Raw genomic sequence first — 26,501 nt, forward strand, 5'->3', positions numbered from 1 at the left:
CCGGCAACGACACCCCGGCCGCCTTCGTCGGAACAGGTGGCCGCCTTCGATCGGAATGCATGGTCGCGTTCAATCGGAATCTCTGGCCGCAATCCCCGGAATCCGCACGCTCATGCGCGTAGTGACGACACCAGCCCGATTTGGCCACTTTGCGGGCGCGACACCGGCGCCAGCCGATTGGTTTTATCTCGAGATCGAGCGGGATGGCTCCGGCCTGCCGGCATGGCACGCTCAACTTGAAGGCAACGGCTACTCGGCGCACGCACGCGGAGTCCTCACCTACGCGCGGCAGCTTGATACACCGGACGAGACCCGAGGGCCGCGATCGAGACCCCAAACTCTCGGTGCCGCTGCCGCCCCACGGCTAGGGCTGCCGCGTTCGCTCGTCACTGCCTGTGCGCCATTGCCGAAGCCGGCAACGCGCGCCGCAATATCGACTGTTCTCAAAAGGGTCCCACAAGCGGCATCTGTCCTGGTCAGGGATGTCGGTCAGGCAAACTTTGTCTCCCTATGCGATGATCGCGGCCGCGCCATTCTGCACTTCGATGTCGGATTTCCGATCTCCTTCAATCGCCATACATTCCCCTCCAATTTCGACATCAATCGAAGCGAGGCGCCCCCGATCGTTCTGTCGCATTGGGATTGGGATCATCTTCACGGTGCCTTCCACCTCCCCCATCTGCTAGAATGTCGCTGGATTGTTCCCAATCAGCGGCTGGGGCCTGGCGCGGCGCGACTGGCGCGAATACTCGCCCAAAAGGGCAATCTGCTCGTACGCCCCGCCAACGCAAGAATCCGCTTTCCGTTTGGTGAATTGGTAAGGAGTCGAGGCCCGGCCCGCGATCTCAATGATAGCGGATTGACCATCCTTGCCACCCTCACTAGCGGACGGTCGGCCTTGCTGACCGGAGACGCGGACTATGCGTACCTCATGCATGCCAATGCCACGAAGGTAGATCACCTCGTCGCAACTCATCATGGTGCGCGCTTCAATGCGGACGCGGCGTCGGTGCCGATGCCGAATAACAGGCATGGACAACTGGTGATTTCCTACGGTTATCGCAACGTCTACCGGCATCCACACGCGGAAGCGCTATCTAAGCACGCAAACTCGGGTTGGACGACGTGTCTGACCACCGCAGGGCGAAGAGGTGTCGCCAGCCGAGGCGATCGCATCGTGAATTGACGTTGGACAGCCAAGGTTCTGGCGCTGCAGCTTTCCGTGCGGCCGGCACTTCGATGACTCGTGATCGATGGCGAAGTTCATTTCGCGTAATTTGCCGCACTGCGACGGACGCTCTGCAAGCAACATGGACGCCAGGTCAGACAGCATTGCTTCACCTGTGTCGGCCCGACCAACGGTCAAAAGAAGTATCACCGCCGATCGGCGTTAGAGCGCGAACGTCATATCTGGAGAGCCCCTTTAGGTGTGGGGCGACTGTTCGGCTCAACTCGGGGGCTTGATTGCGACTGCATCACAAGACGAGCCACAAAGCCGAGGCCTGTTGCTCCAATTCGGGCTCCAACGTGGTTGTCTTGATTCTCTCGACAATCAATTCGAGATCAAGCGGGCGTACGGCATGGTCGGCTTCGACGAACTCCTTGTCTTTATCGACAATCTTACCTCAGTTTGCCATCATTTGGGAGGCAGCGAGCCAAAACTCGCGCGCGTTGCATATTTACAACCCGCGCTGCCATTCGAGATACTAAGCTCCTTCATCGAGCCGACGAAAGTATATTTCATGCGTACTTGAATATGATCGCGGGGGCGAAATGTACGATGTCTATCGCAGCAGCAAGCGCGACTTGCTCGTTCTGAGTACAGGCTCTGCCGTACCCCTGCTTTACTCTGCACACAAGTGGCGCAAGAGAAGAGCAAGAGTTCTCAAGGTCAGCGACGAAATCAAATCAGCCGTTCGGGCTCAAGGGTACTACGTCCGCAGTCTGTCGCGCGCCGTGGAAAACTGCCCCCTCTGCGTCACGAGGAATTGCCCCTCCTCGAATAGCTGAGGAGAGAGTGAATGAAGCGGGAACGAATCACTGAAGGCTCGCCGTGGAATGATCCACGGGGGCAGGTGATGAAGACGCCGGATGACGTGGCGGAGATGATGCGCCTGAGGGCGTGCGGATGGGGTGTGAAGCGGATTGCGCGGCAGCTGGGCTGCAGCCATCACACTGTGAAAGACTACGTTGCGGCGGGCGGTGTGAAGCCGTTCAAGTCGCCTGAGCGGAAGAAGCAGCTCGACGGCCTTGAGGGCTGGCTGCGCGAGAGGCTCATTCGGCATCGCGGCAATGCCGATGTGGTGCGCCAAGACCTGTTGGCCGAGAAAGGCGTGGCAGTCAGCCGGCGGACGCTGCAACGCGCCGTGCAGCCCTATCGCCAGGCGCTGAAGGCGGAGGCGCTGGCGACGACGCGGTTTGAGACGCCACCGGGTCGGCAGCTGCAGATCGACTTCGGGGAGCGCCTGGTCGAGATCGGAGGGGCGAAAGTCAAGGCATTCGTGTTCGTGGCGACGCTCGGGCACTCGCGACGGCTCCATGTGCGTGCGTTCCGGGCCGAGAGGCAGGAGCATTGGTTCGCCGGGCTCGAGAGCACATTCACGACCTTCAGCGGTGTGCCGGAGGAAGTGCTGATGGACAATCCACGCGCGCTTGTCGTGCGCCACGACGCGGTGAGCCGGTCGGTTCAGTTCAACGACAAGCTTATAGCCTTCGCAAAGCATTGGGGCTTCCGTCCTCGCGCCTGCGCGCCATATCGGGCGCGCACGAAGGGCAAGACGGAGAACGGCGTCGGCTACGTGAAGAAGAATGCGATCGCCGGTCATTCCTTCTCAAGTTGGGAAGCATTCGAGGCGCATCTCGACAGATGGGAGCGTGAGGTTGCGAACGTTCGTATCCACGGCACGACCGGCGAGGCGCCGATCATCCGCTTCGCGCGTGAGGAGATACATCGGTTGAAGCCGCTCGGGGGGCAGCCGTCGTTCGGATCGTTGCGTGAACTGACCCGCGTCGTCGGCAATGATTGCGCCGTCGAAATCGACACGAACAGCTACTCGGTGCCCTGGCGCCTTATTGGCGAGCGCGTGGCGGTAACGATCGCGGCCGGCGAAGTCCGGATCCGCCATGGATTGCACCAGGTAGCAGGGCACAAGCAGTCCGAGGGACGCCGGCTGCGGATCGTCGACGCCGCCCATCTCGATGGTGTCGCTGGGCGCAATGGCGCGGTCCGCCAGGAGATCGCGGCAGTGCTGGATCCGTCTCCACCGCCGTCGTTGTTACGCTCTCTTGCCGAATACGAAGCTGTGGTCGGAGGAGGCTTCTGATGGCGTGGGGAAAGAAGATAATGGAAGAAACGATCGATCCGCTCGATGCCATGCTGGCGCGATTGCAGCTCTCCTGCATCCGCGATCAGCTCGACAGCCTGCTCGACGAGGCGGCGCGCGCGAACCTGTCGGCGCGTGAGACGCTGATCCTGCTGTGCGAGCGCGAGATCGCACGCAAGGATCATCGCCGCATCGAGATGGCGCTGAAGCTCGCACACTTCCCAGCCGTCAAGGAACTGGCGGGCTTCGACTTCGAGGCGCAGCCGTCGATCGATCCCAAACAGATCCGTGACCTTGCCGCGTCACGTTGGATCGCCAACGGAGAGAACGTGCTGTTGCTCGGGCCACCCGGAGTCGGCAAGACGCACTTGTCGATCTCGCTGGGGCGAGAGGCGATCCTGGCCGGGTACACGGTGCAGTTCACCACGGCGACGACGCTGGTCGCAGGCCTTGCCAAGGCCCATGGCGAACGGCGTCTGGACGAGAAACTGCTCGCGCTATCGAAGCCAAAGCTGCTGATCGTCGACGAGCTCGGCTACCTGCCGCTGGAACCTGACGCGGCACATCTGTTCTTCCAACTGGTCAGCCGGCGCTACGAAACTGGCGCCATGCTGATCACCTCGAACCGCAGCGTTGCCGAATGGGGCACCGTGTTCGCTGATCCCGTGGTCGCCACCGCGATCCTCGACCGGCTCTTGCACCACAGCCACGTGCTGACGATCCGCGGCGACAGCTACCGGCTCCGAGCCAAGCGCAAGAGCGGCCTCATCAAGACGCCGACCGCCGGTGACGGCCCTCCGGTCGGCTCCGCCTCCCTCCGGCCCGTCACCGGCGGAAACAACCTTCAACCGAAATCATAATCCCGATGGTGGGGGGCAGTTCTTCATGACGCAAAGGGGGCAGTTCCGGATGGCGTTTGACACAGTCTGCACGCGAAGCCGAACCGCGTTTTCTTCCCACACTCCGGGGAGAAGGCTTTAGACATTCATCTCCAGCCTAGCCGCGTAGAGGATCTGCACACCAAGATGGGAAGGAGATGATCCGCTTAGGACCGAAGCGGCGATAAGTGTAGTTCCCAAGAAATTCTTGGCCATCGCTTCTCGGTACGCGCCAGTTCACAAAATCATATTCGTCCCGCCACCGGTGCACGTTGGTTTTGCAGAATGCGCACCTGAAGTGACCAGGCTCCCGGACTTCCCGGCGGATTTGGTCAGCTACGAAGGCACCTGCGCATTTAGGGCACAAGAAAATAACCTTGGTCACAATTCACATCGTTTCTTTAGAACGCTGATTGCGGTGCAAACTGGAAAAGACGGCATGGCCCTTGTCGAACACTCCTTTGGACCAGTGCTCGTCATCCGGGTGTGGTCTGTTCTGTTCAGCTCCACGACCGACTTACTTCGTGCAAAGCCCCAGCTGTTCGGCAATGAGAGAAGCGAGGTGCGCTCGATCTGTCTCTAGCGGCCTCCTCTGTTCGGTCACGTCGTGACCGTCGCGTTCCAAGACCTCCAGAAGAAATTCCTGATCGCGTATGCGTCGCTGGCGACGTTCAATGTCGCGGAACAAGTCGGCAAACTCGCTGCGAACATTCATTTAAGCCCCAAGCTGAAATGAAGACGTCCGGAACTAGGGAAAAGCGGGACGCCTTGATCGAAAAACGCGCGGCTAGTGGACCGATATATGATGTGCAGATTACCATGCGGTGATTACATTCCCACTAACTTTCCTGTCGTTTTCGGCAGAGCAGCAGGAGACGCTTCGTCCAACAATCGAGATTGCGTAAATTCCCGTTCGATAAGCGTGAGGGAGGGCGGCTGGGCTACTGGTGGACCCGTCAAGCCCAAGCCGCCCCCGACCATTTTACGTTCTTTGATGCAATCACGACACCACCATCTCACCTGCTGGGTGCGGTTGAGGTGAGGATGGTTGTACTTCCTGCTAATTAGCCAACGAATGCCGCCTGTATCGTAAAATGCGCAATACGATAGTTGCTTCAAGAGGCTATCGGAATTTGGAAATGCAGGTTGGCGCAATCTAAAACGCTGCTTTGTTGCCGCTGGCCCAGGGCATTGAAGTGCGGGGCCGATCGCAACCAGACTGCAGCCGTTTTCAATGAATACGCCGTTGGCTGCCTTCAGCGATCGCCCGCGTCACTGCCTCGAACTGCTGTGCCGCCTGGCGCATTCGCGTCGCTGCCTTCTCCAATTCGGGCAAGATTTCCGCGGCGCCTCGCGTTGCAGCGCAAGCGAGCAGCCTAGTTACGTCTCGTCCGATTGCTTCGAGTTCTGCACGGCAATGAGCAAGCTCTGCGTTGAGAATAGCAAGATTGTCCAAGAGAATATCCTCACAGCGCTAGGCTGTGATGCTGCGGCAATCAGAATCACAGTGCCCAGCGGGCTCGCCCAGTATCGCACAATGGGTGAGCGCCGTCTGTTTTGCAACCCGTTAACGACAAATCTACCTGTTGAAGGCACGCTCGGAGACCGTCGCACGCGAGCAGCGTTCCAGAACTTCTCTCTCGTGCAAAATGGGAAGCCGCTGCCGGTCGAGTGCTATTTCATGCGAAGGCGGGAGGGCGGACCCGGCCTCGAAGTCGCCGACTTCATCATGCATGCGATCGGCCGTCAGGCACGTCACAATGTCACCAAGCGGGGCCCGTTCCAGCCGAACTTCGCCGCCGTCTTTCACGGCATCGATACAAAGCTGGTCAGTTTTATGGAGGTGTCATCAGTCGTGCTAAGGCAAGCGGGTGAGGCTGATACGATAGGCCATTAAGTAACCTAGTCCAGGCGGCACTTTGCCCGAGAGCTCTTTTCCGAAGACAGTCGAGGTCTCAAGTCCAATCCCCTTGCCATGAGCTTGGCTGTCCCTCCGAGTTCCCTCGATATTCGTTGCGCTTCATCGTCCAGTAAGGACATTAATTCCTCGAACCCGATGAGCTTGCCGGTCTGGGGATGCTCCCATTCGCGAATCTTTGCGATGGTCACAAGAAGACATCCTGTACGGCACTCGTCGGCGGCCATGTATTTGGTCAAGAGTTGATCGTGGATCGTGTTGAACAGGTCGGTTCCGGAACGCTCATCTCCGAGTTTGAGTTCAATCGTTCCTTGCTGTCCGCATACAGTCGATCGAAACCGAATGTCGGTCTCCTTCTCGTCTGCCGTCACCGCCTCCTGATCGATGGTGTAGTTTTGCCTGGCGGCGTCCCGAAGGACGCCAGCTAATGCTCGCCGCATCACGTGCTCGTCTCTGATGCTGGCCCATAGTTCGCGAGGCGATACGTCCTGAAGCAACAGGTCGTCAATGTCATCGAGACGGTCCTGCATGAGCGCAAACATCGCTTCGCGGTTCTTTGGTGGCGCCTCTCCGGTCTTGTCAAGAATTGAGAATTCCGTCTCCGTAAGCGCAACGCTGTCCGCTTCCTCCGCCGCTTTTTGCTGCGCGAGCGCCATGGTGCGGTCCTTGATATGCACGAACAACGGATCGCCGGCCATTTCGATCTTTGCCGCCCAGCCTTCAGGGCCGGTTGAAGCGAACAGCGCGCTTAAGATTGCGCTCCGCCCCCGCTCAGCGTGGTCCCGCGTGTCAAGAGAATGCGACCCTTCGTGCTGCGTATCGTCGCCTATCCGAACTTGGGCATAGGCGAGCCGGAGAAGGCGAAGCAAAAGCGGTGGTGTAAATCCAGGCCCGTGGAGATCGAAACCAAGACCGCCGTATTCGTGGCCGAAAAGGTCCGCAAATAACTGAACGCCCGAGCCCAGCTTGGCGGCCGGCATATTCGCGAGTCCCTTCTCCAGGAGATCGATGCCTGCGCCCGGATTTAGGTTTAGAAGCGCTGGCAACCACACCTTTGCGAAAGGAAGGGTGAGTCCCACAGCGAGACGTTGCTGTGCGGCCAGCTCTATAAAGCTGCGATCGTCATCGCTACCCGATTTGATTAGGATTTCGATCGCCTGACGCAGGTTTTGCTCATACTGCGGATCATTGGCGCGAGTCTGACTCTGCGCCACCTCGGCCAACCAAGTGCGGATACGCGGAACAAAGAGGGCGGCTACGATGGCCGGTGCGTGGTTGATATTCTGCAGGAACATCGAATAGCCGTTCGTTCTCGTGACCTCTTGCAGGGAGACGCTGAGTTCCTGACCAAGGACGCGATCCACGGTTTGCGGATACTCGACCGCAAGTGCTTCGAGCCACGACGGAAAGCTGTTGAGCTCTATCGGCGCGTAGCGGCAGGCGAGCTCAGCTTCGCTCTCCGTTAGCCGCTTGGCCCAATTTGGATCCTCCGCCTCTGCGGCAATCCCGGCGAGGCCAAACTGCCAGCGAACCAAGAACGAGTCCTTTTGTTCTTCCGCGCGTTCACTGCGCAGCGTCGGTCTATCCCTGCGCCACGCGGCCATCATTGTTTCGCGAAGTCGGTTAGCGACGGCCGCGCCGAACTGTTCCTGGATGAAGCGTCGATTCCATCCTGAAGCCCGGCTTTTTTCACCTGAGCGCTCGACCGCCCGCCATAGATCCCAGGCTGTACCGGCGGCGCGATCCGCAGCAAAGACCGCGTCCGGATTTTGCACGATCTCACGCCAAAACATCATCCAGCTTGCATGTGCCTTGGCTGTCCGACGTTCGGCCTGCTTTGCCTGTTTTGCTCGCTCCGCCTCCATCCGGCGGTATTCGGCTGAGCCATCCTGCGGCTTCAGGCGATTATCGATGATCGTGGTGAGGGCGGACGAGTCCGAAACAAGCGGCTTGAGGCTTTCAAGCAGCGTCTGAGGATCGGTCGCGTTGCTTGTGAGCAAGACCATCTCGGCCCATAGCATCATCTCGCGATGGTCGAGCGGCTCCTGACGCTCGGCGAGGCGTTTTCGAACCCATGCAGCATCCTTTTCGCCGAGCGGGATGCCACCATGGTGGGACACGTCGAAGATGCGTTGCCAGGCGTCCTTGACCTTATGAATCGTCGCGACGAAAGCATCTTCCTTCCAAAAGACCGTCTCTCGCGCTTCCGGCGAAAGTTCTCCGAGCGCGTGCCGCAATCCGCAATCTGGCTAGAGCCTCTCTCTCGGTGCCATGCTCGTTCTTTGAGAGCCGAATTGCAAGTAGGCTCGACGAAATCCACGCTTCCGTCCGGACGCCTTCAGCCTCCTGCCGGCGGCATGTTGCTATAAGTGCCGGCAACAGCTCGTAGCGTTTGGTTCGTACATGCGGGTATTTATCAGGGGCCCACGCGATCCCATCAAGGATCATATCCGTCAGCGCCTGGCGCAATTCATCAAGATCCTCTGGTGAGAGGCCCGCGATCTCAATCTCGTGTGGCAGACGGTGATTTAGTTCGCCGATGCTACGGACATTCTGCTTTACCCGCTTCAATATTCGTGACAATCGGCTTACCGAAAGATGGGTAGGGAACAAGGTGATCAGCGCACGGCGGGCCATCGCGTCAGGCCATCGAGCAGGCTCGTTTTCGAGCGACTCTGCCAGTGCTTCGAGATGCTCGTCGCTCAGGTGCACCAAGGCTTCAGTTGCGAGGCTGCGTTCATAATCATCGCCGGCAGCATCCATCGCAATCGCATAAACGATGTCCGCACACGCCTTTAGCTTTCCGGCAATAACGATCCGGAGCAAAAGGCTTCGCACTTCCGGATTTCCGATCCCGGATTTCCATAGCCTCCTAACACTGGGCGCAAGTTCCGGCGAGGCGAACCGATGAACTTGGATTTCCGGGGTGCTGAGGCCGCGCCAGCCGCCGCGGCCGTAGCGCTCGACATAAGCTTCGAGCGCTCTGATCCGCTGGGCCACACTCAGCGACTGCGGGTCGCCGTGATCCAAAACGACAGCCGGATCAAGTTCCACGATATCATCAAAGATGGTGTGGTGCCAAAGAGAAAGCCACGCCGCCACCGGATGCATCGAGGGGCGGACCGTCCGTACCCCTTGCGCCGTCTCTACGAACAAGAGCCGCTTGATGGATTTGATCGAAACACTGCGGGCGAGCAGGGCGTCGAGCCGCTTCGCGGCAAGAAACTCGAGCACGGACCGGTGGTGAAAGCGAACGCGGCCATAGCTGGCGAAGCCAAACAACGCTCGCTCCAAGAGGACCGATTGTGCCGCGTCGCTCCAGTCCAGCAAGATCTTGGAAACGTCCAGCGCTGCTTCGCTTGCGTGGACGCTGTCCGCATCTGCCGAGTGGCGCAGGGTCAGCTTCCGGGTCAGCAACGCAGCGAGAGCCAGGCGGCTGGAGCCTTCAATTGCCGTTTCTTGCGAGAACTCCACTCTCTCCTTCGGAGCCGTCCTCGGCTTCAGCTTGGTGGCGATGTTGCTCTCAACCTGTTCTCGATGGGAACGAATGCGATGATGTTCGCGCCAATCCGAGCACAACTCGATCAAGTCTTGGGGACGTTCCGCGAATTGTTCCGCATCGCGCTCCCGGATGTCGGCCAACAATTTGTCGGGATCGGTCACGCCCTGGAGAACGGCAAACTCGCGCATCTGCTCCGTCGATAGCGGCATCAGACTGACATTGCGCCATGGCTTTGGCCTGGTTTCATCCTTGATCTTTTGTTGGTGCCGGTCCATCACGATGTCGGCGAACGCTTCGCCTGTAGACGTCGCCTTTCTCGCAGTTGGTATCGGCAAATGTTCGGCAAAAAGCTCGCGATCGATCGGAACCGGCCGCGTTGTGACGATTATTCTCGCGCGTCCGAGCTGCCCCGCCAGCGCCTTGTTGAGACGTTTCAGCGCTTGCTCAAAGCTCCCAAGCGTCAGCTTAAGTTCGTCGTATGAATCCAGGAAGAAGGTCGCAATCTCGGATTGGGAGCGTAGCCACGCCTCGAAGCGCTGCTCCTCGTCATAGGTCAGCATATCGCGGACTGAACTGCCGGCCAGCGTCGCGAGTTCCAGAAAGAATGCTGGTTCGCCAGCCTTCCAGAGCCTGGCCTGCTGTGTTTGGCACTCGTAAGTCTTTCCCGCGCCAGCTTCGGAAACCATGACCACGCGTTGCGAGCGCAACAGCTCGTCCCAACCAAAACCACCGCTCCAGCCCATGCGCGAGAGACTTGATGCTCTTTCGATATCCGCGACCTCGATATCCGACAGGTCTCGAAACGAGCGCTTGATGGATGATGGGGTGGAGGAGGCAGTGGTTGTTGGTGACATGGCTGAGCAACTGGCCTGGTCCGAAGGAGTCGTTTGATTCGAGGGTGCTACAATAGCAGCGTGCAACCGCGAGGGAATGGGAGCAATTGAATCAACCAGGGATGATCGAGGTCCGACCGGGTCGCAAACCCATCTCTCATTTCCGGAAGTGAATTTCCGACGGGTAAGGCTTCGACGAACGAGGAGATCCCCGCCGAAGCGTTGAGGCCGGTTACCTCGAAACGAGGCAGAGGCTTCAAACGTCGTAGCTGACGGGTGTTGGATGAATTCGGAAAAGCGCGGTGCTGGATCGTCGAGCGGATTATCGGACGGGCCATAAGCCAAGCTACTTCGCCAACGATAAAGCGCCTCATTCAGCTCGACGGCGGCCTCCCAGCGAGGCCCGTCCGGCTCGGTTGGATGGCGCAACTGGCGCGCGCCCCAATGTTCGTGCGCCAGCAGCCAAAATCGGCGCGCTACCGGGCCGGGATAGCGGATGCGTATCCGCGGAGAGAGCAGTCCCTGCTGTTCAAGGTATTCAAGCAAGCCTGACCCGACTTTCCGGCCACGAAAAGCGTGAAGGGAATCGAGCTCGCGCGCGAACACGTCCGTGGCCATGTAGCGTTGAAACTGCATGATTACCCATATCACGAGTCGCTGAGGTTCAAGAGCTCAACCACGACCACTTCTGTCGCGATCTATAGGTTCATTGCAGGCCTGCGCCGTGCGAACTGCGCATTCCGATCGGCTCGGCCGTTCCCGCAAACTTCAGCGCGCGGGCGCAAGCAGGACCGGGCCCGTGTGGCCGGCGGCCAAAAGTATGAGGTGGGTACGAGTCCAAGAAGACAGGACGGGTCGGCGTCAGCGGTCAAGAAGGCAATCAAAAGGTCGGAAACAGCCGGAAGCGAGTCGAGAAGCGTCTCGCGAGCTAGTCACCTTTGCCGGCGCCGCTCGTTCAGCGTGCCTAGACCTCGGTCGGACATTCGGGTCAGGTATCGCCGATCGAGTCCAGGACCTCGGTCACTGCGCCGGCCGCCACGTGGGCCGAAAGACCCGCTGGCGGATCCAGGCAGACGATTTCGAATGCCCGCTCACGGGCGTGGGGATCTGCGCGGTCCTGCATCCAGCCGTGGTACTCACACTGGCGGATCGCTCCTGCCTCCTGCAGAACGGCTATCGCCCACCCCTGTATTGTGCGGATCGCCGTCCGTCTCTCCTTGGACATCAGCATCAAGACCGCTCCTCCGCGAGGCACGAGTCCTTGCAGCCCTCGACTCGTTCCGGCTGCTAACACAGAGCAGGGATTCCAAGCCGTCCGGGCGGGTGCTTGTCCCCGTGTTCCGCCGTCCAGTGCAAAACCAGGCGGCAATCCTGTCTTTCCTTGTCCTCACGGCGCATGACGACTTACAGCGCCTCGTCTGGTACGGGCGCTGTAGCGCTTTTGCCTGGTCCCAAGGGGCGCCGGGAACGAAACTTACGCGCTTTGGCCGGAACAGTCTGCCATTTGAAGCGACCGGCAAGGTTATGATGAGTGACGGCGTCTGGAAGGTCGATGAATTCATTTGGCAGATGGATGCGATTGTGCTCTGGGCTCGCTTCGAGGGACGCTGGCTGCGCGGCTGAGAATTTCACTATCCCGAGCGGCCCGGGAACCCCCGGCACTGAGCCGCTCGAAATTTAGCCGAAATCCAGTCCGCGACATTTGCGATAGCTACAAGGTCATTGGAATGCGTCGAACCTCTGTCGCATTGATTCTCACCATTCTGTCGAGCGTGGCGCTGGCCGATGATTTTGTCGGACAGGCCAGTATTATCGACGGCGACACGCTGGAATTGCATGGCGTGCGTATCCGGCTTTGGGGTATCGATGCACCGGAGAGCAGCCAGCTGTGCCACGGCGAAGACAGCTTGCAATATCGTTGCGGTGCGCAGGCCGCAAACGACCTTGACGCCTTCATTGCCCGCCGTCCTATCAATTGTGTCCCAGTCAGCCTCGACCCGTATGGCCGCACGGTTGCGACCTGCTCGGTCGCAGGCAGGGATCTCGGGGAATGGCTTGTACGCAACGGTCTTGCGTTGGATTGGCCCCAATACTCGAAGGGCAGGTATCACGAAGCTCAGCGCGAGGCTGAGCGCATCGGCCAGGGACTCTGGAAGGGCAGCTACGTGGAGCCGTGGCTCTATCGTGCATGCATCCGCGCACGTGGAAAGCCGTCCGCCTGTTCGGACGATGCAAACGCCCATCCTCGAGGCGATCCCGGCAAGGAGCCAATCCACAACGTGCGTTGGTCTATCACCGCACTTGGGGCCGGTGGCTCTGGCGCGGTTTGGGCGACTCACGCTACCCATCATTCCCAATGGCCTCACTGCACAATGGAAATGAAATGGTTGCAGCCACCCGTGATTTGCCGGCCTCCGGTTACGCACTCGAAGTCGACGGCCGGCTCAAAGCCGAATTTGCCACCAGAGACGGAGCCAGGGCAGGTGGCGAAGAACTCAAGAAGCGTTTTCCCATGCTTCAGATCAGGATCTGTGACGCGCAGACGAATGCGCGCGAGGAAATCTAGATCCGCTGATTCAAGTTTTGGCAGAGTTGCTCGGCCTGCGCGCGTGCGGCTTTCGCCGCATCGGGCTTTCGTGAACCGAGCCGCGTTGCGTCTCGGCCATCCGGCTTTAATCCTTCGCGCAAAGGGATGCGGAGCTCCTCGCCGGGGGCACTCGGAAAAGGGGCCACCGTCATGAGTATGACGGCCGATGCAGCCTGTTCCGATGAGCGATAAGGCGACATCCGCGACTATGGTCGTCCCGACCACCACTCTGTGCGGTTAAGAGGGTGCCCGGGAAGGGGCAATGAGAGCGACGATGGCGCGGGTCATTTGGCTATTGCCAATCCATCTTCCCAGTGGTCCCAATGACGGCCAACGTCGTCATGAGACGAAGGCCTTGAGCGAAGACATCGGGGTGCGCATCAAACTCCTTTGTATGGACTCCGGCCAGTCCATGTCCGTCCTTGGTGACGCCGATGGAAAAGTACAGCGCGGACATGACGTCCGTATAATATGAGAAATCTTCCGAGAACATGCCGCGCCCAGGATGGGTCTCCAGCGCCCCGGGCCATGCCCGTCCGAGAGGCGGGATGATCTGCTCGAACAGCGCAGGGTCGTTTCGCGTCGCCGGCGCACCCGCTCGGATCGTCCAGTCGTAATTTACAGTCGCCTCCGCTGCCATTCGCGAGACAAGCTGATCGAGCTTGTCCTTGAGTGAGGGCTCGCCGTTCTCGCCCTGTGCGATATTCTCGAAGCTGCGGATGGTGCCGCTGACATCGGCCTCCGCGGGGATAACATTGCCTGCATTGCCATCAGCGAGGAGTCGTGTGACCGAAATGATGACAGGCTTGTTAGCGATATCAAGGTGACGGGCCGGATACTCAGACAGCTCGATCGCCATGCGCGCGGCGACGAGCGGCGTATCGCTGCCTTCATTGGGCGCAGCCGCGTGCGAGCCCGTCCCCTTGATTTTGAGATGAAAGTAGTTGCTTCCGGCTAGGGCAAAACCCGGTGCGATGGCGATGGTCCCTATCGGCATGCCGGGAGCGACATGTTCGGCGAAGATTGCCTTGACCCCGAGGCGTTCGAGAATCTTCTCGTGGACAATGTCATCGGCGCCGCCCGGGGTTTCCTCGGCCGGTTGAAACAAGAAGACGATCTTTCCTGAAATACGGTTCTTGTTTGCGATCAGAATGGCAGCGGTGCCGAGCAAGATCGATGCGTGGATGTCGTGACCACAATTATGCATCAAGCCGTCGATCCGTGAGCGCGGGGTGTGAGACATTGGCTCGACCGCGTTGAGCTCGAGGGGGCGGGCGTCCATCTCAGCTCGCAGTGCAATAACTGGTCCCGGCCTGCCGCTATGAAGAATTGCGATCACGGCCGTCGGCGCTTCGGTCGAGACGATAAACTCCGTGAAGCCAAATCCCTTCAGCGCATCCAGAAGATACACCTGGGCCTTGAACTCCTTCTTCCCCAGCTCGGGATTCTCATGCAGGAACGTGTAGGCGCTTCGTACAGGCTCTGTCATCGACGCAATTGCGGTCGACAAATCTGCGGCGACCGCCGGTGCGCGGCCAAAGAGCGCCAGCAGGCTGAGACCAATGACGGCCATTTTTTGCATCGATGCCTCAACCCTCGTAAGAGGACGAAATTACAGGCCTTGTCGAGCCTTGTTCCAATCGAGAGCGCGATCAATCGAGCTAACGTCGATCACAGACCACGGTCCCCAGATAGGTTACGTTTGGCGCGGCCAGCTTGGTAAAATCGATGTCCATTGATCCGCCACCGAGTGTCGCGATCGTCCCGGAGGCGTTGAAATTCACGCCCGAAATCGCAAGAGCGGCCGCATTGATCTGGTCGATGGTAGCGAGGATGCCTTTGACTGCATTGCACATTCTGGGGAATTGATCGCCGGGCCTGCATTCCGCTGCTCGGAAGCAATTGGCGAGCTTCTCATAGATCGCCTCTATCCTGCCTGTGACCTCGCCCAGCTTCTGATTGGCCCGTTTCAGCCGCGCCGTTCCCGCCACTTCTGCGAACCGGTCGTTGATTTGATCCGGCGACAGATGCTGGAGCTGCCACTCGGCAACGATTCGATCGAGATCTGCCTTCGAGAGCGGGGGTCTTATCTCGGCCTGCCCCTCCACTATCGTGCTTCGGCCATTGCCAAGTGTGTTGATCGCACTCTTGTAAGGTGAGGGGGCCTCGAGTGTGGACGAGGACGGCTGACCGAGTATTTCGTTGATGTACCCGTCCGCACGAACCTTCTGCTCGTACACACGAATGAGAGCCATGGAGGCAACGAAAACCGCTGTGGCGCAGAGGGCAAGGAAGCCCGCGAATATGAAGAAATGAATACGCGAGCGGAGATACTGCTCCGCGGTCATTCCCTTCGGCACGACGCGGCCAGTTTCGATACGTATCGCCTCCAGGCGATCTCCTTCTTTCAGCTTCTCGATCTTGTCCATCAGGATCTGGAAGCGTTTCACCCGCCACGCAATCAGCGTCCAGGCGAGGACCGTTGCCAGATACGCGATAAGGGCGAGAGGGTTCGCCGCCGCCGCGGGTATGGCATTTAGAAAGGCGCCAATTTCTTCGATCATAGAGTTTGCAAGTAATGGTTGCGGTATGCTTTTGCAAAGTGCAAATTGGATGCGATTTCCATACATCAAATCATAGGTTGTGGTCCGAGTTAAGATGTTTAGGAGGCTTGCTTGAAAATTCTTTGCGTCTCTCTGCTAAAGAGCGCTCTCTGCTGTCTTGGCTTGGCAGGCGCGATCTTGCTTTCGATTGAGCTCCCCGTCTTTGCACAGTCAACTGATCCTGCGGTCCAGTCCCAACCGTCCAAGGTCGAGCTTGCGCAGCGGCTATCAGCGGCGATGTCCGCGGCCCGAGAAAAAGTTATCTCGGATTTCGGGCCAAACGCATTTGACCGCGCGGACATTCCCGGTGGCAAGACTCTCGGAGACGTCTGGACGGATTATCTGGGACGTGCCGGGTATCCGAGCTCCCTTGCGGAGCGGCAAAGATTCGCCGGGATCCTGCGGGCTGAGCTCGACCAGCAGGCCGCGCTTGTACTTGTGATGGCGCCTGCCCGCGACGAGGCTATCGAGCATCTGGTCGTCTCGCTGAGGCGGATCGTCTCGGGGCGATCGGCAAGACTGGTCGTGCGTCAAGACCCCAACGGGGGGCGCTTCTCGGTCATGTTCGGAGAGGACACGTCCATCCAAACCACGCTACAGGCGGACGACGGCTCGAGCTATCAGCCGCGGTCTGGCGATGAGATCGCCTGGCAATTCACCTGTGCTGGAAAATTGCCTGACCTGAATGCCAGCGTCCGCGGTTGCTACGACAAGAATTACGGGTACTTGATGGCGAATTCAGCAAAGCGCCCCCTGGAATCGGCACAGGGACGATATGTTTTCCAGGGAACCAGATCCACCGGCGAACAGATGATGCTCGAAGCGCCGAGCGGATTCTGCAGGCCTATCTTCCTGGAGCTCAAGTCCGGCGCGTGCAAGCTCGAAGTCGAGATTGTCAGGGCTGGAAAGTAACTCGGCTCTCCCGGAGAGGTACTTGCTATCCGATCTTGCGGGCTCGGCGCAGGAAGCGGCGGGCCATTAGCCCGACGAGCATGACGTCATCGGCCCGCGGGCTCATCGGCCGGAAGGGAGAACACAATGGGGCGTCGTCCCGTGAGCAAGGGCTCGCCGCTTCCGGTTCAAAGGTTGCGGCGCGGTGCTCTCGGCCGACTGTCGCATTTGACAGAATTGCGACGCGGCGACGCTAAGAAACCTACTCGCACGGCTGAGGAGGTCGCTCAGAATCAATTCTGTACGAAACGTACCAAGGGGCGCGCTGTCTGCGAGGTGGATAACGCGTTAGCCGTGTTGAATGTGAGGCCGAATCCGTACCACGTGCGTGCACGAAAGCAGTAGCAAGACGATCATTTGCGTTGCCGCATTGAGTGACGACGACGGACGATTATGTGTTTGGGGGAGCATAGTGACGAATACTCAAATTGCGTTCGAAATCGATGACAGCAGAACCGTTGATGAAAACATCTCGGCGCTCTCGGCCGCGCTCAAGCGGATCGATGATCCCCTGGCAGACGTCCTGTCGGGGGCACTGTCAAGCCTCAGCCTGGACATCGCTCTCGATCACGATGCGCTCCTGGACGCGTTGTATGCAGCGACCTCGCCTATCGAATCCCAGCAGACCGCCTCTGAGGAAGGCCCTGCACAATGAGCGGCTGGTATCTCCAGAAGGTCTCCATCGAAGGCTTTCGCGGCATCAACAACGAGGGTGCCCCTCTCGTCCTCAAACTCAAGACGGATTGCGTCAACTCCATCTCCGCGCCCAACGGGGTAGGAAAGACATCGATCTTTGATGCGGTGGTCTACGCGATCACCGGCCGAATTCCCAAGCTCGATGATCTGCCCGCGGCCGAAAGGGGCTCGTCTTATTATCTGAACCGCTTCCATGCGGGTGGTGTGGGAACGATCACCCTGACCCTTATGCCTGCCGGCGGCGGCGCCGAGGTCGATGTGACCGTCCGGCGCGATGCCGCCGGCGGGCGAACCGTTGTGGCTAGCGCAGGTGCAGACGGAAATGCGATCCTGGCGGACCTCAATCGCGAGTTCGTCCTTCTCGATGGAAAGACATTTCAGGACTTTATCGATCTTGCGCCGCAGAAGCGCGGGCGGTCGTTCGCGGGGCTGCTGGGCCTGAAGCGTTACTCGTCGCTGCGGCAAGGGTTGGCCTCGCTGACAAACACGAGGGCATTCAACAATCGCTTCGGTGTCGCCGGCAAGGAAGCCAAGCAAAATAGTGCGGCCATATCCGTCCAGCGGGCCCGAGGCAATATCAAGGAGGCCTTCACGGCGCTCGTCGGCGACGAATACGATCCGGCCGAAGCCGAGGCAACGATGCTCGCGAAGGCGCATTCCGCCCTCAGTGGCATCGAACTGCTCAAGCCCCTCTGCGAGGGCCGGAGGTTCGAGGAGATCGATCCTTCAAGTTGCGTCGATGCAGCGAAAGCCGCCGAGGGAGGTGAGGCAAGGACAGAACTCGCGAAAATCCTGCGCGACGAGGCGAGGTGGTCAGAGGCCGTGAAAGCCGCGCCAAGCGAACAGCATGCCAAGCGCCTCGTGGACCTGGCCGATTCTCGCGACGTCGCCTTAAGACTTACGCAAGGAGATCTGTTTCGTCAGCTCTACGGTCTCAGCGAAACCATCCTTGAGGATGACAGTTGGGCTGACAAGTGCCTCTGCCCGACATGTGATCAATCCGCTCGCGGTTCGATTCTCGATCACGTTCGCGACAAAATCGCGGCGTTTGAGGCCGTGGAGACTGCTTCTGCCAATCTGGCTCGAGAGTGGACCGAACAAGGCTGGAATCAGCTTGACGAGCTGGAACGGTTGGGCCGCCAGGAAGATGAGCCGGCCCAGCTCTCCGATGCAAAGGACGTCGGACTGAAGGGGGCGCTGGACGGGGCGCGCGCACGCGCGCTCGCCGAATGGCTGAAGATGCTCACGAAGCGCGCGCTCGCCAATGTCAAAGAGTTTTCCGACAGGAAACTTACCCTGGAGAAGGGCCTTCCCGACAAGCTCACGGCTGTGGTGGAAAAGGCTGAAGCCGCACGCCGTCTTCAGAGCAATTTGTCGGACCTGCGCGCCGCGCGGAGAGAGCAGTCCGCCATCACTGCAGAGCTTGCGCGAATTGCCCGGGTCAAGAGCTTCCTTGACACAGCCGGCTCCTGCTTCGCAAGCGCCGAATCCGCGGCAAGTGCGCGTCGGCTCGCTGCGATCGAACCCGTCAGCCGAAATATCTTCGCAGCGATCATGTACACCGATGTAGTGCCGGCCCTGAGGAAGCGCGCCGGCAGCGAGGATCTTTCCATCTCGCTTGCTCAGTTCTGGACGCTGCCGGACGTCTCAGCCCAAGCCGTTCTCTCCGAAAGCTATCGCAACGCCTTCGCGATCAGCGTCTATTTGGCGGCCGCTTCGCTCTATGGTGGGGGCGCCAAGTTTCTGATTCTCGATGACGTCACATCGAGCTTTGATTCCGGACACCAGTTCCACCTGATGAACGTGTTCAAGGAACAATTCGCCCGGCCCTGCGTCCCCGATGGCCCACAGGTCATCCTTCTCAGCCACGACACTGTCCTCGAGAAGCTGTTCAACACAAATGCCAACGAGGGCGGCTGGTGGCATCAGTGCATTCAGGGCACGGCACGAACATCGGTGCTGCCACAGTCGGGCGCAATCCATAAGATCCGCGATGCGACTCACGCCTTTCTGGATACCGGCAACACCGATGATGCCGCTCCCCGTATCAGGCAGTACCTCGAGTTCAAGCTCGAGGAGATCATCTCCAAAGTCGGCATTCCGGTGCCTATCGGCATTGCCTTCAACGACGACAAGCACATGGCGAAAAACCTGATAGACGCCATCAGGGCAGCCGTCGATCTCCACGAAGCGGCTGGCCGCCTGGTCCTGGAGCCTGCCCAACTCGCCGGCCTCGGCACCTCGGTGGCAACCATCGTGAGCAATTACCTCTCGCATTGGGCGACGGGGCAGACCCATGCGTTCACGGCCCCGGCCCTGAAAGGGGTCATGCAAGCGATCGAGAATTTCGCGGGTTGCTTTCAGTTCGAGCATCCGGCAGGCTCGAGCCAATACCGTTACTACCGGTCTCTTGGTCAAAGGATGTGAGGCTGGGCAGGGCGGCTTGAGCCGGCCGTAAAATCAACCTGGCGCGACTTCTCATGGCATCGCCGTCGAGGAGAGTTAGAGATAGCGTATCCTCGAAGCCAACACAAACTGCCTTCGACGGGGCTTAGGCTCTGCCCAGGCTCTAAGAATTTAATCGCGCCCTGGGCAGGATTCCAAGTACCCCGTCTCGCAAGTCCCATTCGTTGCAACCGATCACTCATGCCGCTCACCCCCGAAGAGCTTTCCCGTCAGAGCCAATTGAAATCTGCGCTTCAGGCCGAGAGGAACGCCCACAAGCTGGAAAATCTCGCGGCCGGACTTGTGGGCCGGCTGCTGGGCATTTCGATTGCGGTGGCCAAGTCAGGTTTTCAACACGGTGGCGACGCGGGTGCGGTCGGCCAGCAGGATCGCCGGTTCCGCCTGGAGTGCAAGAAATATGGCGACGACACCAGCCTGAGCGATCGCGAACTCCTCGGCGAAATCGACCATGCGCTGGCACGCGACGAGGCGCTGGAAGCATGGGTCCTGATTGCCACGCGCAGCGTTCCCGAGCAGCTCGCCCAGGACCTGGTGCAAAAGGGCGAACGGCTCGGCATTCCCGTTGTCGTCATCGGCTGGAAGGAACATGAGCCTGCGCCGCTCGCTGCCTTGTGCGCATTTGGCCCCGATCTCGTGCAAGCCGAGTTCTCGCAAGACGCTGGCAATCATGCACGCAGCTTACAACCTGCCATGGGCGAGGCAATCGCCAACCTGCGGCGCAATCTGCAGGTTTGGTGCCTTGGCTTCGAAAGCCTGCGATCCGAATCGCACCGCAAACTGCAGGGCATCTGGACCTCGCATCGCCTTTCGAATGCCGAACTGGGGCAGGATGCGGCGGGAGGGGCTCAGTCCAAGAGGGTGCGGCGCCAACGGGTTTATGCTGCGCTGGATGCCTGGTGGAGGGGTGCTGCCGTTAACGACGCGCCGGCGGCGATCGTCGGGTGGGACGGTGTCGGGAAGACCTGGGCCGCGCTCGACTGGCTGACTGACCGGATGCGCGAACAGCCGATTATCCTCACCGTTCCCTCTTCCGCGCTCGCCGGTCTGACCGGGATCTCGGAATCGACCATCAGGCGTTTTTTGGCCGAGCGGCTCTGTGAGCTTACCGGCACACGCGATCCCGAGCATTGGTTGCGTCGGCTTGCCTACCTGCTCAAGCGGCCGAGGGAGGAGGGGCCCGTTCTCACCGTGCTGTTCGATGGCCTCAATCAGGAGCCCTCGGTTCCTTGGCTAACGCTCCTCAAGGCCATCCAGGGCGTGGCCTTCGAGGGGCGGGTGCGTGTGATCATCAGCACGCGCCGATATCATTTTGACGACAAGCTCTCGGGACTTCGCGGGCTTGTTGTCGCGGCAGTCCCCGTCGCCGTCGACGTCTATGATGCCACTTCAGGCGGCGAGCTCGACCAGATGCTCGCTTTCGAGAACCTCACTTGGGCAGATTTGCATCCCGAACTCATCGAACTTGCGTGCACGCCGCGCTTGTTCAGGCTTGTCATCCGCTTTCGCGATCGGGTCGTGGAGGCGGGTCAGGTCACGGTCCATCGGCTGTTGTGGGAATATGGGCGGGACACCTTCGGTGATCGGGCCGGCAAATCCTTCAGCGAAAATGAGTGGCGTGCATGGCTTGCTGAAGTCGCGGGACGCTACCGCGGCGGTATCCAGGAATTCTCGCTCAAGAGCCTTGGCGAAACGGCAAGCCGGCCCGATCTCTCCGAGCGGGAGGTGTATGCCCGGCTGAGCGACATCATTGACGGACGCTTTGCACTGCCCGGACCCTCGGGCGCAATGCAGCTCAGTCCGACGGTCGTAGCTCACGCGCTCGGGGCCGCGCTGCTTGCACAACTCGATGCGATGGATGGTGCGACCTTTGCGGCGGCCGAAGCCGAGGTCACGCAATGGCTCGACCCGATTGCCGGCCTTGATCAGCGCGCGGAAATTCTGCGGGCGGCTGTATCTATCCTTGTCGAACGGGGAGGCCCGTTCACAACGCCTATCGGAGGCGTTCTTGTCACGGCGTGGCTGCAAACCCAGAACGTGACCGATAACCACCGCCGCGAGCTTGCGAGCCTGGCACCGAGCATTCCAGACGCCCTTCTCGACGCCGTGGAACAGTCGGGCGCGCACGCGCACGCATCCGCTCGGATGTGGGCGGTCAATGCGCTTCGCGCCATCCCGCGGATTGAAGGCGCACAATTGACCGCGATCGTTGCGCGGGTCCGTGCCTGGTTTTCGATCGTGTCCCGCGAAGTCGACAACAGGCCGGACGCGAACGCCGACTTCGAGCGGCGTCGTGCGGAGCGTTACCGCGGCCGTGTCGGGATCGATACGTCCGGAGCATTGACGGTGCTGGGCGTTACGCTTCGTCTCGTCGGCCGCGACGATGGCAGGCTGCAGGCCGCGGCGCCTTCGATTCTCGAGGGGTTCCCTCTATCGAAGATCATGCCGTGTTTCGAAGCCATCGCGGTTGCTTCGGCCGTCCGCGGACACGCGGATGGCTGGCAGGGCCTGAAATGGCTTTGCTACTTGAATGAGCTCGATCCCGAACCCACAGCTGTTGCCCTGCGCGGTCTGTCCGGGGATATCCGCTCGCGCACGCCCGAATCCGGCATTCACCCGCAGCTTCCTGCACGGGCCGCGGCGCTCGTGCTCTGGCTCAGCGGACAGGAAGCCGACGAGGAATGCGCCGCTGGCCTCGACCCGGGCATCGACCGGCACTACACCTATGAGAATGACTACTTGCCAAACCCGAGCCGGAGTTTCTTTGCCCTTGAACGCCGGCACGCGCACGTTGCGCTTGAGGACAAGGGGCGGCCTCTCCATACCCGTTTGCAGCGCACCGGCGAGCTGTGGCTTGATCCAACCTTTCAGCCGCCACCCGGCTTCGTCGAGGAGTTGCGTTCCGCCGCGGCCGCCTTCGATGTGGCGAAGCTCCACCGGCAGATGGGACACATTCCGGAAGAATTGTTCTTCGAACAACTTCAACCGGCACTCGCACGATGCGCTCCGGACGCTCTCGCCGCCTTGCTACGGCGCAAAATGGACAGCTTCGCGTCCTGTCCGCCCGAGTCACGCTATTGGAGCGCCATTCACGCCACCGAGGCTCTCATCCTGGCAGGAACGGCGGAGGCGCAGGCAGCACAGGTTTTGCGCCTGAGCGCGCACGAAGCGGACGAGAATAATGATGCGATCTCGGCAAGCGAGCTGCTCAAGATCGAACTGCAGTCCCTTGGTGATGCACAAACTCAGTTCGATAGGCTTATTGCGGCCGATCTCAAATTCATTCCTGCCGATTTTGCCGAGGTCATGCGAAATGCGTCCTCTGCGGACATTGACGCCCTGATTGCGCGGTACGGCGCGGCGCCTGCCAAGCAGCGGCGTGATCTCGTCGTGCTCTTGTCGGTTCACCCGGGGGGCTTTAGCGACACAGCCTGGTCGTGGCTGATAAGTTTGATCGACCAGCCCGATCATGAGCTGGACGGTGTGCTGTTTCGCATGCTGACACTGGCCGATGCCGCTCGGTTTGGGCACTATCTTGCCGCAAAGGCCTGGGGCTGGAGCCCGTCGGCCGATGTCTGGGTCAACCACTATGGCACCGGCGCACTTATCAGAGCCGAATCGGCTCTGCCCTTTGACCAGTTGGGGCCCCGGCTTGCGCCGTGGCGCCTGCTGGAAGCGGCGCGTGTGCGTGGCGCCGATCCCACTGAGGTGCGGCTTGCCGCCGAGATCTTCGGTCACGTGCTTGCTGCCAACAAAATCGCGGAACCGGACCCGGGCTCGACACTCACGGTCGACCGGACGGAGAAGAGATTCACACCGTTCTTCGTTTCCGTGCAGCTGAGACCAGATCCCCAAGACCGAAATAGCCCTGCAGCGATCCGCGCTGCGCTCGATGCCGATGCGCGCATCAAGGCTCACCAACGTGCGGTAGAGACCGCAACAGCCCGCATCGAGGAAGCAAGGCAATCAGGAGCGAGCCTCTATCTCACCAATGTTGATGCCGTCGATCTGGTTCCTGTGATCCAGCATGCATCCAACATGATCGATCGCTGGCTGGAAGGCTCGCACGACATCAGTACGGATTTCCGTAGACGCGTGCGCCTTGCGGAGACTGCGTTCCTTGCGCTGTGTGAGGCGCTGCTCATTCAAGAGCCCACGCGCGGTGCCGCGCTGTGGCGCGCACTGCACAGGACCGTGACAACACGCTACATTGGTCCGGCCGGTGTAGACGAGTTGCTGCATATCGTGTCTCGCGTTCCCGATTCGGCGCCCGTCGCCGCGCTTCGGGATGAACTTGTTAGCCTACCATTCTGCCACTCGGATCAAGATCTCTTCGATGTCGCCTTGGCGGCGGCGTACAATGGCAAGGCTGCCTGGATCGCCGATCTTGCGGCTGCGGATCGTGCCTCGTCGCTGACTTGGCGGCAGCGACGTGGTGCCCTCCTGGACGGGCTAGGCATCGGTTATGCGCTACCTGTCCCGAACGCCTGGCCCGAAGGCGAGATGCGCACGGATAGTGCCGGTCTGCGCGCTAAGGCCGCGCGGCTGCGCTGGCGTGAAGCTTGCGCCCATCATTGGTGGCAGACCTATATCGCAGCTCAGGATGCGGTAGAGGCTTATGCCTCTTGGGTCCTGTTTCTGCGCTCGGCGGACGCGCGCGCCTGGACCTGGATGCGCGATGATCTGCAAGGACAAGCCAATAGTGACGGCTTCTTTGCCCTTAAATTCGCACATGTGCAGCTCAACCGAGCGGAACTAAAGCGAGCGATGGACAAGACTCTGGAGAGACGTGACAAGACGTTTCTCAATCACGACATCGTGGAAGGCATCGGGCCTTGGGCGAAAGCGGCCAGCCCCATCCAATCAATCCACAAGTGTGATAGCCAATCACCGCCTTTGGCAATCGAGTCTCGCGCGGTTTGGGCGCCTCAGGCTACCCATCATTCCCAATCACACACTGCACAACGGGAATGAAATGATTGCAGCCACCCGCGAATTGCCGGCATCTGGTTACGCGCTTGAAGTCGACGGCCGGCTCAAGACCGAATTTACAACCAGAGACGGCGCCAGGGCAGGTGGCGAAGAACTGAAGAGGCGTTTTCCCATGCTTCGGATCAGGATCTATGACGCGCAGACGCATGCGCGCGAGGAAATCTAGGTTCTCCGACTCAAGCTTTGGGGGAGTTCTCGTGCGGCTCCGCCGCATCGGGCTTTCGTGAACCGCGCCGCGTTGCGTCTCAGCCATCCGGCTTTAATCCCTCGCGCAAAGGGATACGGAGCTCCTCGCCGGGGGCACTCGGAAAAGGGGCTCGCCTGCGGTGATCGCTATCACTGCCCCGTTCCCGGGTGCCCTCTTAACCGGTCTCGTCGCTGCACTCGGACCCGCGTGCCCCTTTGGGTCGCTATGCTCACGCTCTCCGGGTGCCATTTTCCTTGAGGCGATGCGCCCCTGGCGCACGCCTGGTCGGGCCTGCGGCCCTAGGTAGCTCAACGGAATTCCATGAACACCCGATGGAAGGCGGGCTGCGTCGCAGATTTCGCATTCTCTCAGGTAGAGGCGAGAGTCAGAGTGTCGCGCGGGTTTGCCGAGACGGGTTACAGGCTGCGAGAGAGGCTCGCGGCGCCCGTCGCGGAGATCCGCGATGTCCAGACATCATCCTCGGGCGCGCACCGGTGAGGACCGGGCAAACCTTTATGACGACATCACCAGCAAGATCATCGCCGAGCTGGAGGCCGGCCGAGTGCCGTGGGTGCAGCCTTGGGGCACCGCGGCGGCGAAGGCGCCTTTGGCCATGCCGAAAAGTGCCGCGACCGGCCGCCAATACAGCGGCATAAACATTTTAATCCTCTGGGGGGCTGCCACGGAGCGCGCATTCACGGGTCAGAGCTGGCTCACATTCCGCCAGGCGCTGTCGCTCGGTGGTCACGTCCGCAAGGGGGAGCGCGGCACGACCGTCGTCTACGTCGACCGCTTCGTGCCCGTCGACGAAAAGCGCCGCGCACACGAGACCGGCGAGGAGGCACAAGCTGTTCCATTTTTGAAGCGCTTCACCGTTTTCAATCTCGATCAATGCGACGGGCTGGCTTCGGACGTCGTAATCGCTGCGCCGCCCCCGCCGCCGGGCCTGATCGAGCCGCAGGTCGAATATCTGATCAAGGCGACCGGCATCGACTTCCGCATCGGCGGTAACCGCGCCTTCTATGTGCCGACGGAAGATTATGTGCAGGTGCCAACACCACAAGCCTATTTCGAACCGATCAATTGGCACCGGACGGCCCTGCATGAATTGGCGCATGCCAGCGGCCATCCGTCACGCCTCAACCGCGACTTGTCGGGCAGCTTTGGTACCAAGAAGTATGCCTTTGAGGAGTTGGTTGCTGAAATCTCCTCTGCGTTCGGTTGCGCGTCGCTTGGTATCGTGCCCACGGTGCGGCACGCCGATTATATTGGCTCCTGGTTGGAGGTCCTGCGAGAGGATAATCGTGCGATCGTGCGAGCTGCTTCGCAGGCCAGCAAGGTTGCGGACTATCTCCTTGGCTTCCTGCCGGAAGAGGTTGTCGACATCACCACGGAGAGAGCGAATCAGGAAGCGGCGTGAGGTTCTCCTCCGTCAACCGCGAGCACGAGAGTGAGAGGGCAGCGGCGGTTTTCGCGACGGGTTGGAGGCCGAGAGAGAGGCTCCCGGCCGCCGTCGTGGAGAATCGATATGACCAAGGCTGTCCAAAAGATCACGCTTTCGCCCTCAC

The 26,501-nt window shown here is 60.2% G+C and carries 20 protein-coding genes and 2 pseudogenes; 17 read left to right on the forward strand and 5 right to left on the reverse strand.

Features of this window, described 5'->3' with window-relative positions; translation table 11 throughout:
- Positions 1-112 precede the first annotated feature (112 nt).
- The 7 genes from QRQ56_RS34815 to QRQ56_RS34845 all read left to right on the forward strand — a co-directional run bounded on the left by QRQ56_RS34815 (position 113) and on the right by QRQ56_RS34845 (position 6,098).
- Positions 113-1,186 carry a metallo-hydrolase/oxidoreductase gene (locus QRQ56_RS34815; protein ID WP_438745982.1) on the forward strand — a complete coding sequence of 358 codons (1,074 nt, stop codon included), beginning with the start codon at positions 113-115 and terminating at the stop codon, positions 1,184-1,186.
- A 587-nt stretch (positions 1,187-1,773) separates the two neighbouring features.
- Positions 1,774-2,010: a hypothetical protein gene (locus QRQ56_RS34820; RefSeq protein WP_438745984.1), complete on the forward strand. Its 237-nt coding sequence runs from the start codon at positions 1,774-1,776 to the stop codon at positions 2,008-2,010.
- A gap of 11 nt (positions 2,011-2,021) precedes the next feature.
- Positions 2,022-3,323, forward strand: coding sequence for an IS21 family transposase (istA, locus tag QRQ56_RS34825; protein ID WP_438745985.1), 1,302 nt, complete (start codon positions 2,022-2,024; stop codon positions 3,321-3,323).
- A gap of 20 nt (positions 3,324-3,343) precedes the next feature.
- Entirely contained in the window at positions 3,344-4,183 is an 840-nt protein-coding gene (gene istB / locus QRQ56_RS34830; RefSeq protein ID WP_247337631.1) for an IS21-like element helper ATPase IstB, read from the forward strand.
- A gap of 226 nt (positions 4,184-4,409) precedes the next feature.
- Positions 4,410-4,784 (forward strand): hypothetical protein, encoded by a 375-nt coding sequence (locus QRQ56_RS34835; RefSeq protein ID WP_438745987.1) that lies wholly within the window; start codon positions 4,410-4,412, stop codon positions 4,782-4,784.
- A 24-nt stretch (positions 4,785-4,808) separates the two neighbouring features.
- The gene (locus QRQ56_RS34840) at positions 4,809-4,937 is read left to right on the forward strand and encodes a hypothetical protein (RefSeq protein ID WP_438745989.1); all 129 of its coding nucleotides are present in this window, start codon (positions 4,809-4,811) and stop codon (positions 4,935-4,937) included.
- A 498-nt stretch (positions 4,938-5,435) separates the two neighbouring features.
- On the forward strand, positions 5,436-6,098 hold the full coding sequence (locus QRQ56_RS34845) for a hypothetical protein (RefSeq protein WP_438745990.1): 663 nt from the start codon (positions 5,436-5,438) through the stop codon (positions 6,096-6,098).
- 5 nt (positions 6,099-6,103) lie between these two features.
- Here the strand turns inward: QRQ56_RS34845 and QRQ56_RS34850 are convergent, their stop codons facing one another.
- Positions 6,104-8,356, reverse strand: a complete 2,253-nt coding sequence (locus tag QRQ56_RS34850; RefSeq protein ID WP_438745992.1) for a hypothetical protein — start codon at positions 8,354-8,356, stop codon at positions 6,104-6,106.
- Positions 8,271-11,090: a hypothetical protein gene (locus tag QRQ56_RS34855; protein ID WP_438746164.1), complete on the reverse strand. Its 2,820-nt coding sequence runs from the start codon at positions 11,088-11,090 to the stop codon at positions 8,271-8,273. Before QRQ56_RS34855 ends, QRQ56_RS34850 begins: the two co-directional genes overlap by 86 nt.
- 81 nt (positions 11,091-11,171) lie before the next feature.
- Here QRQ56_RS34855 and QRQ56_RS34860 point away from each other — a divergent pair.
- Positions 11,172-11,386 (forward strand): annotated as a pseudogene (locus tag QRQ56_RS34860) (DUF3606 domain-containing protein).
- Between the two features lie 56 nt (positions 11,387-11,442).
- On the opposite strand, the gene QRQ56_RS34865 reads toward QRQ56_RS34860, so the two are convergent.
- Positions 11,443-11,685: a hypothetical protein gene (locus QRQ56_RS34865; RefSeq protein ID WP_438745993.1), complete on the reverse strand. Its 243-nt coding sequence runs from the start codon at positions 11,683-11,685 to the stop codon at positions 11,443-11,445.
- A gap of 104 nt (positions 11,686-11,789) precedes the next feature.
- Between QRQ56_RS34865 and QRQ56_RS34870 the strand changes: the two genes are divergently transcribed.
- The 3 genes and pseudogenes from QRQ56_RS34870 to QRQ56_RS34880 all read left to right on the forward strand — a co-directional run bounded on the left by QRQ56_RS34870 (position 11,790) and on the right by QRQ56_RS34880 (position 13,020).
- Complete coding sequence (locus tag QRQ56_RS34870) at positions 11,790-12,077, forward strand: hypothetical protein (protein ID WP_438745995.1); 288 nt, start codon at positions 11,790-11,792, stop codon at positions 12,075-12,077.
- A gap of 104 nt (positions 12,078-12,181) precedes the next feature.
- Positions 12,182-12,598: pseudogene (locus QRQ56_RS34875) on the forward strand (thermonuclease family protein); the annotation flags it as partial.
- 239 nt (positions 12,599-12,837) lie between these two features.
- The gene (locus QRQ56_RS34880; protein ID WP_438745996.1) at positions 12,838-13,020 is read left to right on the forward strand and encodes a hypothetical protein; all 183 of its coding nucleotides are present in this window, start codon (positions 12,838-12,840) and stop codon (positions 13,018-13,020) included.
- A 313-nt stretch (positions 13,021-13,333) separates the two neighbouring features.
- On the opposite strand, the gene QRQ56_RS34885 is transcribed toward QRQ56_RS34880, so the two are convergent.
- Together QRQ56_RS34885 and QRQ56_RS34890 are read right to left on the reverse strand one after the other, a co-directional pair.
- Complete coding sequence (locus QRQ56_RS34885) at positions 13,334-14,623, reverse strand: M20 metallopeptidase family protein (RefSeq protein ID WP_438745998.1); 1,290 nt, start codon at positions 14,621-14,623, stop codon at positions 13,334-13,336.
- A 79-nt stretch (positions 14,624-14,702) separates the two neighbouring features.
- Entirely contained in the window at positions 14,703-15,605 is a 903-nt protein-coding gene (locus QRQ56_RS34890) for a hypothetical protein (protein ID WP_438745999.1), read from the reverse strand.
- A gap of 111 nt (positions 15,606-15,716) precedes the next feature.
- On the opposite strand from QRQ56_RS34890, the gene QRQ56_RS34895 reads away from it, so the two are divergent.
- From QRQ56_RS34895 to QRQ56_RS34920, 6 genes are all read left to right on the forward strand, one after another.
- On the forward strand, positions 15,717-16,556 hold the full coding sequence (locus tag QRQ56_RS34895; RefSeq protein WP_438746000.1) for a hypothetical protein: 840 nt from the start codon (positions 15,717-15,719) through the stop codon (positions 16,554-16,556).
- A 451-nt stretch (positions 16,557-17,007) separates the two neighbouring features.
- Positions 17,008-17,250, forward strand: a complete 243-nt coding sequence (locus tag QRQ56_RS34900; protein ID WP_438746001.1) for a hypothetical protein — start codon at positions 17,008-17,010, stop codon at positions 17,248-17,250.
- On the forward strand, positions 17,247-19,718 hold the full coding sequence (locus QRQ56_RS34905) for an AAA family ATPase (protein ID WP_438746003.1): 2,472 nt from the start codon (positions 17,247-17,249) through the stop codon (positions 19,716-19,718). The genes QRQ56_RS34900 and QRQ56_RS34905 overlap by 4 nt, the downstream gene beginning before the upstream one ends.
- Before the next feature lie 219 nt (positions 19,719-19,937).
- Positions 19,938-24,728: a hypothetical protein gene (locus tag QRQ56_RS34910; protein ID WP_438746005.1), complete on the forward strand. Its 4,791-nt coding sequence runs from the start codon at positions 19,938-19,940 to the stop codon at positions 24,726-24,728.
- A gap of 1 nt (position 24,729) precedes the next feature.
- Complete coding sequence (locus tag QRQ56_RS34915) at positions 24,730-24,912, forward strand: hypothetical protein (protein ID WP_438746007.1); 183 nt, start codon at positions 24,730-24,732, stop codon at positions 24,910-24,912.
- A gap of 484 nt (positions 24,913-25,396) precedes the next feature.
- Complete coding sequence (locus QRQ56_RS34920) at positions 25,397-26,353, forward strand: ArdC family protein (protein ID WP_438746008.1); 957 nt, start codon at positions 25,397-25,399, stop codon at positions 26,351-26,353.
- Positions 26,354-26,501: the final 148 nt, after the last annotated feature.

Source organism: Bradyrhizobium sp. U531, assembly GCF_051710265.1.
GTDB lineage: Bacteria > Pseudomonadota > Alphaproteobacteria > Rhizobiales > Xanthobacteraceae > Bradyrhizobium.